This window comes from Niallia sp. FSL W8-0177 (genome assembly GCF_038006285.1).
Taxonomy (GTDB): Bacteria; Bacillota; Bacilli; order Bacillales; family Cytobacillaceae; genus Niallia; species Niallia circulans_A.
The window spans coordinates 1,369,249-1,383,070 of record NZ_JBBOUX010000001.1 but is presented as its reverse complement, the minus strand read 5'-3'; the positions used below and the strand labels follow the sequence as shown (position 1 = coordinate 1,383,070).

Here is a 13,822-nt window from a genome sequence, read left to right as displayed (position 1 = left end):
GATCTTGACATTATTATTTTCTATCTGTCTAATCAGGGGAGATAAAGTATATGGTAATCTGAAATTATTTTATATATATTGGTTTATTAGCAAAATGGATTTCTTCTGAGTAGATACCTTCTGTTTCAAATATAATTAAACGGTTCATTCCTTTTTTTAACAAAGGAGCCGGTATATACAATGAACCGGTTGGGCCTACATTCCAAAAACGCCCTAAATGAAAACCATTTAATTCTGCCATCCCTTTCCCGAAACCCGAACAGTCTAGAAATGTATCCACACATTCTTCTAATTCAAACACATATTCATAAAAACCTGGTTGATTTTTCTCCCAGCTGCGAGAAAAGTCTACCTTGCTTAAGTCATCTAATGTTAATGGATAATGATCAAAATAATGATGAAAATGAATGTCAATCATCACTCCAGAACGAATTCCTTTTCGTTGGGTTGGCGAGAGTAATCTTCCTCCATAATTTACCCGTCCAACATTTTCCACTAAAATACTCAATTCCTTTGTTTCTTTTGGTAAAACAAAAGAACTGCCGAGTGTTTCCTGATATTCAGTGTGAATCCATTGTTCATCCGCAAAAATTTGTACTCGATCGTTTGCCTCAACGACTTGACAGTTGTCGATTTGCTCTCTATTGTCTATTTTTGTTTGATAGAGAATATAGCCATAATTCTGATCTAATTCTTCCATTGTTAGTGTATGTGAATGAGTTATCTTTTGGCTTAAAGTCGGAAGCGTACTAAATAAAGAGACTTTTCGGTTTAGTTTGACGCTCCCTAAATCTTTTCTGACTAAATCTCGCGGTTGATCTTGCCAGCAGTTTTCAACTACTTTTTTTATGGCCTTTTGGACAGCAAAATATTTTTCTGTTGGTTCTCCCCACTCCGTTAGAAGGGCATCGTAATCATAGGAGGTGATTTGCGGAAGGTCAATGCCGTTACGGCTTGAACAACCATTCATAAAACCAAAGTTCGTTCCACCATGAAACATGTAAAAATTGATGCTTCCAAGTTGCAGTAGTTCCTCCACTTCACCAGCTAGCTCATCTGGGTCCCGTCTGATAATTTCGTTTCCCCAGCGATTAAACCAGCCATCCCAAAATTCCATACACATTAACGGCCATGCTTTATTATTTTCCTGATGGAAAGCAGCTAACTCTTTGAGATTATGACTTGACTTGGATCCAAAGTTTCCTGTAGGTAGAATATCATCCTCCAAAAGACTTCCCGCTTTTAAAGCCTCATGCCATGTGCCATCAGAAGTAAATAGTGGTACTTCTGCCCCATGCTTAACCATTAAATCTTTTATTCTTTTCACATACTCTTTATCATTTCCAAAGGATCCATACTCATTTTCCACTTGCATCATAATAACAGGACCACCCTTTGTAACTTGAAGTGGTCTAATCACATCAAATAGTGATTGATAATAAGTATCTACTTTTGATAAAAAATTGGATGAACGACTGCGGATTCGCATTGTCCGATCTTTTAAAAGCCATGCTGGTAAACCTCCAAATTCCCATTCAGCACAAATATAAGGAGAAGGTCTTACTATGACATATAATCCAAGCCTTTCAGCTGTCTTTATAAATTCTTTAACATCTGCAATCCCGTCAAAGTTGTATATTCCTTCTTGTGGTTCATGTAAATTCCAAGGAATATAAGTCTCTACCGTATTGCAGCCGAGTGCTTTCAAATTAAAGAGGCTGTGCTCCCAATACTCAGGCACAATCCTAAAATAATGAACTGCACCTGAAATAATTTTAAATTCCTCTCCATTTAACAAGAACTCTTTACCAATTTGAAAGCTTGTCATCTTATCCTCCCATCTTATTTCATGAACATCGTTAAACATTTTATTACCAATATGTTTCCCAGGTAGGTCTTAATAGACGAAATAATGCCTCCATATAGAAGTAATCTCCCCATAGATTAGGTTCGTCTACGCCTTTACCCTCTTGATATGCATAAACACCATGTAATAGTAAACCTTCATTCCCTTCCACATTTTGAGAAGTATACGAATCTCGTAGCACTTTCACCATTCCAGCAGCTAATTTGTCTGCATCCGGATAAAGACTGACTTTCTTCGCAGATAAAAGACCACAGGCCGCTATAGCCAATGACGAACTATCGCGTACTTGACCATCTTCCTTCGTAAAGGCAAAATCCCAGTAAGGTACTATATCATCAGGAAGGTTTGCCAAAAAATAATCAACCGTTTTTTCATAGACGAATTCATTTCGCAGTGATGGATTGTATAAGCTGTTAAGCGGCAATCCTAAAACAGCCCAAGCTTGCCCTCTTGCCCAGCATGAATCATCACGATAACCTTGGTGCGTTGCTCCAGATAGAGGTTCCCCATTTTCATGATTAAAATAGTACGTATGGTATGTTGAATAATCTTCTCTAAAGATGTGGTTGCACACTTGGTGATAATGGTTCACTGCTTTTTGATAATATTTCTCTTCCCCTGATAACCGCCAGACATCGAATAATAAGGGCAAATTTATTAAGGAATCAATAATAAGGCGATATTCTTTTTCATTGTTTAATGCACCCCATGCTTGCAAAAACTTGCCCTTAGGCTGGTATCTCTCTAATAATTTATCTGCTGCTCCTTTTAACAGTGGAATAAAATCTTCCGTACTAGTAACACGATAACCAGCACCTACTGATAAACTATATAAAAAGCCGAGATCGTGATGATCTAACACAATATTCTCTTTTAAGCGAATTTTAAAGCTTTTTATTTGTTCAAGTGCAGCATTTTTAAAGGCTGCATCCTGAGTATATTCATAGGCGATCCACAGCATCCCTGTCCAGAAGCCGTTTGTCCAGTCATCATTGTCTTTCAAACGATATTTTCCATTTGTCACTTCTGCAGAGGGAAATTTATTCTGATATCGTGCTAGATTCGACTTTAGCTTTGCGCAAATCCAATCAAGCTCTTTCTCGATATCATCATTTGTTAATAGGTTGCCTGATTCTAATAACTTCTCTTTGATACTTTGTAACTCTGCCATTTATTCACCTCATAGGTAGGAAATAATATTGGCTGCTGGATCATCAGGCACCATTTGGGCTGTCACCTCAACACCCTTTTCGATTAGGAAGTCTACTGCTTTTCTCTCTGATTCTGACAAACTAACAGATTTCTTAATTTGTAACGTATTCGGTCGATTCGAGAGATTTCCAATATTCACTTGTTTCACATTTAATCCTGCCTTCAATAGCTGAACTGCCACTTCAGGAGTTTTGATTACAACGAGAACACGCTGTCCTTGATAATTTCCATTTTTAATATTATTTACAGCCTTTTCAACATCTAAAATCGATGTATTTACACCGGAAGGAGCTGCCATTCTTAACACCGATTTCTCCAATTCATTCGCTGCCACTTTATCATCAATAACCATAATCCGATTAACTTTTAAACCTGTTGCCCATCGTGTAGCCACTTGACCATGAATTAAACGATCATCTACACGGATATGAACGATTCCTTCCATCCTGCACACTCCTTTTTAAGCGAAAATTTTTAAATTATAAGCAATAATACCAAAAGCAATTAACATAAAAATAACCTTTGTTGAATTCATCTTCTTACGACCTAAAACCCAGTAAGTTAGTAAGACAATTAATGCAGGAGCAAGCCCTGGCATTATTTGATCAGCAATGTCCTGTAAGTTTAATTTGACCTCACCTTGTGTAAATTGATAGCCAAAGGTTGCTTTCACAACACTTGGAATGAGCGCACCAACCACTGTTATTCCAAGAATATTGGCTGCACTTGTTACTTTTTTCAAGCGATTTCCTATTTCACTGATAAGTTTCGTGCCCTCTCTATGTCCAGCCTTTACAAACAAACGCATACATATTAGTCGAACTATTCCGAAAACTATCCACAATATTAATCCTGCTGGATTCCCCTTAAGAGCAAGATAAGAAGCAATTGAACCTATTATAGTGGTTGGAATCATAAAAAACAGGGTGTCTCCAATACCAGCAAGTGGTCCCATTAAGCCTGTTTTAATAGATGTTACTACTTCTTTGGCCTTAATTCCTTCTTCACTTTCAATAGCTGTATTTACCCCTAATATCATCGGAGCCATAGTATTATTGGTATTGAAGAACTGGAGCTGATTCAATGATGCTTCTTTCAATTCTTCTTTATTCTCTTGCTTCCCATAAACCGATTCCAATAATGGATAAATGCTATAATAATAACCTAAACCTTGCATCTTTTCATAATTCCAGCCGGCCTGCCCTAGGAAATACCATCTCCAAAAGACACTGTTTAATTCTTTTTGATTATTACTCATCACCCATTCCTCCTACTGGTGTAACTTGTTCTTCTTTCTCTGCTTTCGCAAAAAATTGTAAGTAAATAAGCGCAAGTGCTACCCCAACAATCGCTACTCCAAGTACCGGTACTTTTAGATAGGCTGCTAAGAAGAAACCAATTAACAGAAATGCAAAGTTTGGTTTAATCGGTAAATAACGTAATAAAATTGCTATACCTAATGCTGGTAAAATGCCACCCGAAACTGATAATCCTTTCATTAACCATGTAGGAATCCAATCCACAACATCTTGAACAAAATGAGATCCTAGTACAAGTGCTAAAAAAACAGGGATCATTCGCGAAAGAGAAGTTGGTACTATTCCCCAAATATTCATATACGTTGCCTTCTATGTTTTCCCTTCCTTGACTAACTTTTCTGCACGATGTTGAAAAAAAGTATTCGTAAAACGGGCTAATACATCTAATTGAACCATTAACAAACCGATTGGTACTGCTAATGTTGCCCCAAACTCTGCACCTTCCCCACTCAATACTGCAAATGTTGTACCAAGAAGCGCACCTGTCATATAATCTGGAATCGATGCTCCGCCAAAATTTCCAACGCCAAGAACAAGAAGATTTAATGTACCACCAACAATTAGCCCGGTTTGGATATCACCTAAGATTAATCCTGCAAAAAATCCTGCCATCGTAGGTTTAACAAATCCAAACGTCGTGTTATTTCCATCATAAATTGCAAATGCAGCATAAAGGGTTAATAAAATTATTTGCCACCATTCAATACCAGCCATATACCATTCCCCTATTCATCTAAATTAGATACATTCATTTCCAACTGACAAAATTCAATTGCTCTTTTTCCTTTTTTCTCTAAAATGGTCAGATCATCCTCTTCGAAATAAAACGCTTCTAAAATTAATGGTAAATTAACACCTGAGATAATTCTCACCTTATCAGCAAGGTTTAATCTCAATGTTTCCTTTACAATTTGGTTATAGGGGGTGCCCCCCTTTAATTCAACAAAGGCTAAATATTCCTTTTGTTTATCTATGACCTCATTTTGCAGAAACTGCTGTACTTCATTCGTAAAAGTTTCTACACCCATTTCTGTTAATTCAATTGTTATGAGAGGGTTGAATTCTCCTACTATCATTTGTGCAGATCTTTTCAACCCTGATGCAACGCCTTGATGAGAAAGTATAACAATATTTTTCATTTTTTCAGCTCCCTATACTAAACGGAATCAATTCTTATATTAAAATAGTCCCAACGTTTGTAACTCTCGATATACTCCACCACTCTACCATTTGCAAGATACGTATGCCTTTTTGTAAAAACAACAGGAGCAGCTTCTTTAAGATCTATTTCTGCGCAAATTTCATGTGGAGCTGGAAAGATTATTTCGGTTGTTTCCGTAAATTCTGCCTGAAATAGATTGATGCCAAATTTATTTTTTATCATTTCATAAATTGATTTAAAGTTTTCCAGATTTTCGATCTCTTCATTCCCGATGAATTCGGGTAAAATAAAGGTATTTTGCAATATAAAAGCACACCCATCACTATACCGAATCCGTTTTACGGAATAAAAAAGCTTATCCTCTGCAATCCGTAATTCTTTTGCGATCCGTGGGTCTTTCATTAATTCCACTTCTATTACTTTGACATCCTCTTCATCATACTGAATATTTTCTTTTTCCGTAAATTTAACAATTTTCCCCCGTCTTGCCTTCGATACGAAAGTGCCTTTTCCCTGGTAACGTACCAAATACCCATCATTCACTAACTCTGTAATTGCTTTAATTACAGTGATACTGCTTACATTAAACTCTTTTTTAAGCTCCGACTCACTATAAAACTTATCACCAGGTTGAAATTCACCATTTGTCAATCTTTCCAGCAAACTATTTTTTATTTTTAGGTACTTAGGCATCCTAATCCCCCCGATCCAATTAAAATATGTATGACTTAACTTAATAGGTTAATATGTTAATATATTAAGTTAAGTAAATCTTATTATAATTATCTAATAATTGCAAGCGGAATCAAAAAAATAAATAAAATTTTTTTGGTAAAATATTTTCCTTCTCTTGTAGTGTCCCTCCATAACAAAAAACCAGCTGTCTCTGGCAGCTGGTTTTTTAAAGGTGTATTCAATTTTAATATGAAACAAGCTAAAATCTTATTTTTGTATAATGAAAGCTCTCTAGTAACGCAAGTATATCTGTGTTTTTTTGTATGTATCCGCGTAAGCGAAGCATTGTTTGTTTTACCCATTCATATTCTTCCTTTAATTCATCATAAGCATATGATGGTATACAAAAAACGTCTAAGCCTTATGGTATAACGATTTTAAAAGTTTTTTTAAACATTGGAGTCTTAATCATAACATATGAAAAATAGCTTTATTCTATTCACCATTTGTATAGATTTAGCAGATTCTTCTAAATTGTCTTTAGCCTATTATAAAGAGATTTCAGTTCTTCTTCAATCTTAGTAAGTCTATTTTCTAAAGGGCGTATATTTCCATTTACATATTCCAATTTTTCTAGATTGTCTTGTACCTGTAAATATTCGTTCTTTAATTCCAAAATTTTATATTCAATGTCTGTTTTATTCATATTCTCGCACCTCCCTCCAGAAGAAGATATCGATATAACCTCTTTTTCGCTTAATTTTTGTTCGCACAAATCAATCCCAAACTCTGTTTAAGCACCAGCGATTTAGACATAATTTTATTCAAAGTAATCATAATCCTTTTATCATTTTCTTGTAAAGATAATAGATTGCTTCTTTTTTCGTTTTCAGCTATATTTTAAAGTATTTTCTCTTTTATCGGATTGCTTTTATTCCTCTCTATATTTTCTATTAAGTCTTAAATAGTATCTAAATTGATTGATCATTCTTAGGTAATGTTTACCGCGCTTAAACAAATGCACCCAATTATTTAAGCACAACCTTTATAGTGAAGAAAACGATTGTATAAAAACCAAATTAAAAACCACAATAATTTAATGAAGAAAGGTGGTGTAATAATGAAACATGTTAAAGCTTTTGCGATAAAATTTCTTTCAACACTTGTTCTATTATCGTTAATTTTAATGATTCTATTTAATTTGCCATTTACAAATGTCTTCATGATTACGGTTGTATTAGGAGTTTTAGCATACATTATTGGCGATTTACTTATTCTTCCGCGCACCAATAATCTAGTTGCTACCCTTTCGGATTTCGGATTAGCTTTCTTTGTTATATGGCTAATGAGTGAAAATTTCACATATAGAGGGAATACGGTTATGATGTCGTTAATTGCCTCTATAGGCGTTTTAATTTTCGAATACTTCTTTCATAAGTACCTTATTCAAAACTTTATACAGGAAGCGAAATCCAATCCACGACAGGAAAAACTGCAGTTTCAAACTGAAATGGCTGAAGAATTTCATCCAAACTCAAAAACAGATAATGATGAATCTTAGTATTACTTTTTTATCCCCAAAAAACATCCACTCTGATTTTTAAGTGGATGTTTTTTCTTTTTCAATACTTTATTCCAATCATATGGATAGTTCCCTACCTTTAGCATTACGTTCCCTTCAGCCTATTATAATTCTTTTAAGTTTATCTCTCCAAGTATATAATTCACCTGCAATTATTTTAGTATCTAATCCGCAGCTTAGCAAAATTCTCTAACTCTGGTTGTGTAAACTTGATATTCTGCCCTTGCCTAAAAAAATTACAAAAGCGGTATATTACTTTCTTTACAAGCAGTAATAATAGCATCATTCCAAACAGATACTTGAACTTCGCCAATATGTGCTTTCTTTAACAGAAACATCATTAATCTCGATTGGCCTATCCCGCCACCGATTGTATACGGAAGTCTTTTATTTAGTATGCCTTGGTGATATTCTAGATCTTTCCGATTTTCATTCTTTGAGCATTTTAATTGTTGCAAAAGTGTCTTCTCATCCACACGTATCCCCATAGAAGATATCTCGATAGACTTTTCTAACAGAGGATACCATAAAATAATATCTCCGTTTAGATTCCAGTCATCATAATCAGGCGAACGTCCATCATGCTTGATACCAGATAACAATTCCCCTCCAATCTTCATAATGAAAACTGCCCCAAACTCCTTGGCTATTTCATCTTCCCGCTGTTTTGGTGTTAGAGATGGATATATATCCTCAAGATCTTGTGTCGTAATAAAATGAATATTTTCTGGCAGTGTGGGTTCGATACGAGGATATAACGTATATAAGAAATCTTCCGAAGACTTTATAGCACTATAAATTTTTTGGACCTCTAATTTTAGAGTCGCTAACTGACGTTCATCGAAGCTGATAACTTTCTCCCAGTCCCATTGATCAACAAACATAGAGTGTAGATTGTCTAAAACCTCATCTCTCCTAATTGCATTCATATCAGTGTATAACCCTTCACCATAACTAAATCCATACTGTCCTAGGGCCATTCTCTTCCACTTGGCCAATGATTGAACTATTTCTATTTGTGAATGTTCCACATCCATTGCATTAAAAGTAACAATGCGCTCTACTCCATTTAAATTATCATTAATACCACTTCCTGCCTTTAATATAATCGGGGCGGAAATCTTTGTTAAATTTAACTCTTTAGAAAAGTGATTCTCAAAGTGATGTTTTAATTTATTTATAGCGATTTGGGTTTCGATAAAGTTCAAATTAGGTTGATATATACTTGGAACAATAAGTGATTCATTCATAGAAAAGTACCTCCATTTATATCTAGGGTTGTTCTTTATAATTGGGTTTTTATTCTGTTTACTATATGATGGAATCCTCCAGTTGATATCCGCTCCTGCCTAATTATTGATTCAGAGGATTAATTCCCCTTAACACTTGCCAGTTAAGACATAATTCGATACAGATTACTAAAGGAACTTGTATTAGAAAAGATCCGTTAACTATGCTAATTATTTCAACAAAAGAGACTGCTAAAAAAGCAATCTCTCCGAAAAATTGTTTACCTATAACTCCTTTATACCGAATGGTTTGCTCTGTTAACCAATTAGAATCCTCACTAGCTAGAAAGTCTTAGATTAATAGAATTAACCGGACTCCTTCTTTTAAAATGGATAAGCGTTAATCCTTCTTAACCTTAAATAAGGTATAATAAAGAAAACATCTAATCCCTTATGTATCAGCGTTTTAGACGTTTATTATTAGAAATTTTTGAAGCTTGAGTTTCAGTAATAAAATGATTCATATCATTTTACATTCTTTTAACGAGGCAACTATAACATCCTGGTTTAGCGTAATGAATGTGAATATATGCTACTTCTTCATTATCAAATACATCATCTATCATTTCCCTCACATTCACACCTTCTGTAACCCTAGCATCTACTAACATTGCGTCAATATTGTAACCGCGTAAAGAAAGAAGCCTATGATATATGATATCCGGAATTTCATTTACATCTAACATAGCGGTAGTTGCTTCTTTTCGTATAAATATGGGTCCATTTGCTTTATAAGGTGAATTAACAAAATGATATTGGTAATTCAATAATATAACTTCTTCTCCTATTTCTGCATCCTTCAAGCTTACCCTGCAAGGAAATCCAGGCTTCTTATCTGCTATCATTTTGACTGCTCCAATATTTATTAGTTCTTCTTCATCCATTAAGAATAGGTCATTAAACTCATTATCTTGTAACGCAATGAATTGAAAATTATTTCTCATATACTTATCTCCTTCAGTTTAAATTTATCTAGAGGGAATAATGCATTATATGGAATAACTACCATATAAACACTTCATTCTATATTCTTTTGGTGTTAAGCCTGTTCTCGTTTTAAAAATCTTGTAAAAATTAGACATACTTTGAAAGCCAGCTTCAAAGGCGACTTTCGTAATTTCTGTATCTGTACGAGTCAACAACCTAGTTGCTTCTTTTAATCTCAACTCAATTAAGTATTCAGAAATTGTCTTGCCATAATACTGTTTAAAAAGTCTAACTAGATGATTATTACTCACTCCAAGCATCGGTGCTATTTTCTTAGTTTCAAAAGATTTACTGTAGTTGTTAGAAATTAGTTCTTTTACTCTCTCTACCAAATCTTTATTTGGGTCGTAAATTGTTTCACTAAGATCTGGTCTACACATTTTACATGGTCTAAACCCATTCTTTAGTGCATCCTTTATGGAATCGAAGAAAATAATGTTCTTCTGCAAGGGTGTCTTGGCTTTACAGGATGGCCTACAGAAGATTCCTGTTGTAATGACTGCATAGTAAAACATGCCATCATAATAATTATTACAGGTACTCACTGCTTTTCATTTTTCTTCCCAAATCATCCATTCATTACCTCCTATCTTTTACTTCCTTTATTTATTATATATCTGTTATAGCAGAAACTTCTTCCTGTTTTTAACCAACCTATTTTTATTTAGATAAGATCAATAATATCGGAACAAATGTATAAATCCACCATATTCTTTATTCTCTTCTTTTTAAAATTCCAACAATTTTGACTAACATATCTCATTTTTTAACGAATTGATTTTTTTTAATAACAAGCTGTTAATATTTTTTATCCTTCTCTTTTAGTCATGTTTACATATTAGGACTTATAGTGATACAGCCAAGATACGCATAAAAATAGGTCATAAAATCATTTATTCCACATTACAAGCGGTGAAAAAGTTCACGGTTTTCCAAACTAAAAGTTTATCCTTCTAGTAAACGGAAATAATAATGTTAAAAACTATTAAATGGAGGAGTTAAAGTGGCCGAAAACGCTAATTATAAGGAAAAATTACCACCTAACGCTGAATCTTATTGGACAAACACTATTCATTTACCAGAGTACCCCTGCCTTGAGGATGACATGCAAGTTGATGTAGCTATTGTAGGTGGCGGAATTACAGGCATTACTTCTGCCTATCTGTTGGTAAATGAAGGGCTGAAAGTTGCTATAATTGAAGCAGACAAATTACTGAACGGAACAACGGGACATACCACAGCTAAAATCACTGCCCAGCACGATTTAATTTATGAGGAACTAATCCGCTATGCTGGGAAAGACACGGCAAGATTATATTATGAGGCGAACACCGATGCTTTAGAATTCATTCAAGAAACGGTTAATAAGCATCAAATTGATTGTGATTTCACTCATCAAGATGCCTATGTGTATAGCACAACAGAAGAATATGCCCGTAAACTAGAAAAAGAAGCAGAAGCCTATGAAGAGCTTCATATTGAAGGAAAACTCGTAAACAAACTTCCTTTCGATTTAGAAATATATAATGCACTTGTTATGGAAGATCAAGCTCAATTCCATCCACTTAAATACTTGGCTCATCTTACCAAAATAATCACCGAAAAAGGAGGATACATCTTTGAAAATACAACGGCTGTAAATATCGATACTGGCGAACACCCCGCAGTCCTTACCCGTGGAGGAGCACGAATTACAGCGAAATATGTTCTTGCCTGTTCTCATTTCCCTTTTTATGAAGGTGCTGGACTTTATTCTACAAGAATGCATGCAGACCGTTCTTATATTATTGCTGCAAAAGCAAAAACAGACTATCCAGGTGGTATGTATATTAGTGCAGATGAGCCGAAAAGATCTCTACGCTATGCAATAATTAATGGAGAAGAAATGATTCTCATTTCTGGAGAAAGTCATAAAACAGGACAAGGTGGAGAAACATTGAAGCATTACGAGGCCTTAGAGACTTTTGGTCAAAAAGTATTCGGAATTGAGAATATTACCTACCGATGGTCAGCGCAAGATCTAACTACTCTGGATAAAATTCCATACATTGGCGAAATTACTTCCGGTCAAAAAAATATCTTAATCGCTACTGGATACCGGAAATGGGGAATGACAAACGGAACTGCAGCTGCGCTTTTATTCCGAGACACCATACTTGGTAAAAAGAGCAAGTACCAGAAATTGTATACTCCTTCCCGTTTCAATTTGAATCCAAGTCTAAAAAATTTCTTAACGCAAAATGCGAACGTTGTTAGTCACCTAATTAAAGGAAAGTTGGAAATTCCTCAGAACGATATTAATAACCTATCCCATGATGAGGGAGCTGTTATTGAAATTAATGGGCACAAAAAAGGAGCGTATAGAGATAAAGAGGGTAAGCTTCATATTGTCGATACAACTTGTACGCACATGGGGTGTGAGGTTGCATGGAATGATGGTGAACGATCTTGGGATTGCCCGTGTCATGGTTCTAGGTTCTCGTATACAGGGGAAGTGCTTGAAGGACCCGCTGAAAAGCCATTAAAAAAATATGATTATAAAATGACCGATAACCTTACCTCAGAAGACTCCGGTTATTAACAAAAACTAAGTAGGTGAAAACAAACGATCTTCAGTTGTTTTTACCTACTTTTTTTTATTTAGCTTCCTATTAATTTTATTCTCACTCAGAAGTAATCTTAGTTTTCTATCAAACTCGTATAATGAACACATCATTAAATTAACTAATATAGCTTTACTATATCAAAAAACAGCCTAGTTTATTGACCAAATCACCCATTAATTCAAGGGTGATTTTCCTTTATTATTGAATAAATACAAATGTCAGTTAGCCTGCTACCATCCGCAGACAAATCATCATTTCTTAAGGTTCCTTCTAATTTAAAACCTAGTTTTTCTGGAATTGAACGACTTTTAACATTTGTTGATTCACATCTTATTCCAATCCTGCTAAATTTGAGTTGTTGAAAGCCATGATTAATTAACGCTCTTACTGCTTCTGTCATATATCCATTGCCAGTATATGTTGTATTAATCCAGTATCCAATTTCACCTTTAGCAATCTTCCAATTAATTCCGTGAAGGCTAGCAGTTCCAATAAATTCTTTAGTTTCCTTATGAAAGATAAGATAACGAAAGCTTTCTCTTTTCAGAAAATCAATATGGGCATTTCTCAAGATAATTTCAATTTCATCCACAGTAGGAATTGTTTGGAATAAGCTTAACCATTGCTTTAACTCATGAAATGAATCCTTTATAGCATGAAATACGACATCCCCGTCACCAGCTTGATGTGGTGCTCGAAGAATAAGTCTATCTGTTTCGATTCGTAACGGAATATCTAATAAAATGGGATTTATATAAATTCCCCCTATAATACTTAAATTATGATTGTATTTATTATATTCTTTGTGTAACTAACTATTCCTGGTAGTACCAGAACAAAAAAGAAGCATAAAAGATATAGATTAAATAGCGTACACTTTTCAGGATTCCTTTCGGGCAGTTAATGAAAGTTCTAGTCTAGGATATCCGGCAACTTTATAACAGAGGTTATTAGAAACTGCAAAAGTTAAAAAAATTATATTTTTAAATTAGACTGACCTAGCCAAATGGGGCAGCCTATGTTTTTTCGTTATGATCCTCATAAATTGTTCTACATGTTCTGTTACTTCTTTGAAACCTCTCTAATTTTACATTCGAATGAAAAGACTCAATGACTGTGTTTT

At 34.6% G+C, this 13,822-nt stretch carries 14 protein-coding genes and 1 pseudogene; 2 read left to right on the top strand and 13 right to left on the bottom strand.

Translation table 11 applies throughout. The features are described 5' to 3' along the window. Nucleotides 1-64: 64 nt before the first annotated feature. The 9 genes and pseudogenes from NST77_RS06545 to NST77_RS06505 form a co-directional block, all read right to left on the bottom strand. Nucleotides 65-1,828, bottom strand: a complete 1,764-nt coding sequence (locus tag NST77_RS06545; protein ID WP_341122812.1) for a glycoside hydrolase family 35 protein — start codon at nt 1,826-1,828, stop codon at nt 65-67. 43 nt (nt 1,829-1,871) lie between these two features. Next, nucleotides 1,872-3,038 (bottom strand): glycoside hydrolase family 88 protein, encoded by a 1,167-nt coding sequence (locus NST77_RS06540; RefSeq protein WP_341122811.1) that lies wholly within the window; start codon nt 3,036-3,038, stop codon nt 1,872-1,874. 9 nt (nt 3,039-3,047) lie between these two features. After that, a complete protein-coding gene (locus NST77_RS06535; protein ID WP_123257534.1) occupies nt 3,048-3,524 on the bottom strand; it encodes a PTS system mannose/fructose/N-acetylgalactosamine-transporter subunit IIB in 477 nt (158 codons plus the stop codon). Nucleotides 3,525-3,539: 15 nt separating this feature from the next. Then, complete coding sequence (locus tag NST77_RS06530) at nt 3,540-4,337, bottom strand: PTS system mannose/fructose/sorbose family transporter subunit IID (protein WP_095328286.1); 798 nt, start codon at nt 4,335-4,337, stop codon at nt 3,540-3,542. Beyond that, nucleotides 4,330-5,112: pseudogene (locus NST77_RS06525) on the bottom strand (PTS mannose/fructose/sorbose/N-acetylgalactosamine transporter subunit IIC). The gene NST77_RS06530 and the pseudogene NST77_RS06525 overlap by 8 nt, the downstream one beginning before the upstream one ends. Before the next feature lie 11 nt (nt 5,113-5,123). Continuing rightward, nucleotides 5,124-5,537: a PTS sugar transporter subunit IIA gene (locus tag NST77_RS06520; RefSeq protein ID WP_341122809.1), complete on the bottom strand. Its 414-nt coding sequence runs from the start codon at nt 5,535-5,537 to the stop codon at nt 5,124-5,126. 17 nt (nt 5,538-5,554) lie between these two features. Then, a complete protein-coding gene (locus NST77_RS06515; protein ID WP_095328283.1) occupies nt 5,555-6,253 on the bottom strand; it encodes a GntR family transcriptional regulator in 699 nt (232 codons plus the stop codon). Between the two features lie 89 nt (nt 6,254-6,342). Further along, nucleotides 6,343-6,597 (bottom strand): hypothetical protein, encoded by a 255-nt coding sequence (locus NST77_RS06510; RefSeq protein ID WP_123257533.1) that lies wholly within the window; start codon nt 6,595-6,597, stop codon nt 6,343-6,345. Between the two features lie 167 nt (nt 6,598-6,764). After that, nucleotides 6,765-6,941 (bottom strand): SE1832 family protein, encoded by a 177-nt coding sequence (locus tag NST77_RS06505; protein ID WP_164463616.1) that lies wholly within the window; start codon nt 6,939-6,941, stop codon nt 6,765-6,767. 414 nt (nt 6,942-7,355) lie between these two features. Here NST77_RS06505 and NST77_RS06500 point away from each other — a divergent pair, with 414 nt between their 5' ends. Next, nucleotides 7,356-7,796, top strand: a complete 441-nt coding sequence (locus NST77_RS06500) for a YndM family protein (protein ID WP_164463863.1) — start codon at nt 7,356-7,358, stop codon at nt 7,794-7,796. A 257-nt stretch (nt 7,797-8,053) separates the two neighbouring features. On the opposite strand, the gene asnA is transcribed toward NST77_RS06500, so the two are convergent. From asnA to NST77_RS06485, 3 genes are all read right to left on the bottom strand, one after another. Further along, nucleotides 8,054-9,040, bottom strand: a complete 987-nt coding sequence (gene asnA / locus NST77_RS06495; RefSeq protein ID WP_412973417.1) for an aspartate--ammonia ligase — start codon at nt 9,038-9,040, stop codon at nt 8,054-8,056. A 536-nt stretch (nt 9,041-9,576) separates the two neighbouring features. Beyond that, nucleotides 9,577-10,050: a DUF1203 domain-containing protein gene (locus NST77_RS06490; RefSeq protein ID WP_095329311.1), complete on the bottom strand. Its 474-nt coding sequence runs from the start codon at nt 10,048-10,050 to the stop codon at nt 9,577-9,579. 45 nt (nt 10,051-10,095) lie between these two features. Further along, nucleotides 10,096-10,638: a bifunctional transcriptional activator/DNA repair enzyme AdaA gene (locus NST77_RS06485; RefSeq protein WP_095329310.1), complete on the bottom strand. Its 543-nt coding sequence runs from the start codon at nt 10,636-10,638 to the stop codon at nt 10,096-10,098. A 458-nt stretch (nt 10,639-11,096) separates the two neighbouring features. Between NST77_RS06485 and NST77_RS06480 the strand changes: the two genes are divergently transcribed. Then, a complete protein-coding gene (locus NST77_RS06480) occupies nt 11,097-12,674 on the top strand; it encodes an FAD-dependent oxidoreductase (RefSeq protein WP_095329309.1) in 1,578 nt (525 codons plus the stop codon). Between the two features lie 203 nt (nt 12,675-12,877). Here the strand turns inward: NST77_RS06480 and NST77_RS06475 are convergent, their stop codons facing one another. Next, complete coding sequence (locus tag NST77_RS06475) at nt 12,878-13,453, bottom strand: GNAT family N-acetyltransferase (protein WP_095329308.1); 576 nt, start codon at nt 13,451-13,453, stop codon at nt 12,878-12,880. Nucleotides 13,454-13,822: the final 369 nt, after the last annotated feature.

Bases quoted from the DNA above. Each gene is read 5' to 3' on its own strand.
- NST77_RS06530 (WP_095328286.1), bottom strand. From the start codon at position 4,337: ATGAGTAATAATCAAAAAGAATTAAACAGTGTCTTTTGGAGATGGTAT.
- NST77_RS06540 (WP_341122811.1), bottom strand. From the start codon at position 3,038: ATGGCAGAGTTACAAAGTATCAAAGAGAAGTTATTAGAATCAGGCAAC.
- NST77_RS06545 (WP_341122812.1), bottom strand. From the start codon at position 1,828: ATGACAAGCTTTCAAATTGGTAAAGAGTTCTTGTTAAATGGAGAGGAA.
- NST77_RS06510 (WP_123257533.1), bottom strand. From the start codon at position 6,597: ATGGGTAAAACAAACAATGCTTCGCTTACGCGGATACATACAAAAAAA.
- NST77_RS06490 (WP_095329311.1), bottom strand. From the start codon at position 10,050: ATGAGAAATAATTTTCAATTCATTGCGTTACAAGATAATGAGTTTAAT.
- NST77_RS06500 (WP_164463863.1), top strand. From the start codon at position 7,356: ATGAAACATGTTAAAGCTTTTGCGATAAAATTTCTTTCAACACTTGTT.
- NST77_RS06505 (WP_164463616.1), bottom strand. From the start codon at position 6,941: ATGAATAAAACAGACATTGAATATAAAATTTTGGAATTAAAGAACGAA.
- NST77_RS06515 (WP_095328283.1), bottom strand. From the start codon at position 6,253: ATGCCTAAGTACCTAAAAATAAAAAATAGTTTGCTGGAAAGATTGACA.
- NST77_RS06520 (WP_341122809.1), bottom strand. From the start codon at position 5,537: ATGAAAAATATTGTTATACTTTCTCATCAAGGCGTTGCATCAGGGTTG.
- NST77_RS06535 (WP_123257534.1), bottom strand. From the start codon at position 3,524: ATGGAAGGAATCGTTCATATCCGTGTAGATGATCGTTTAATTCATGGT.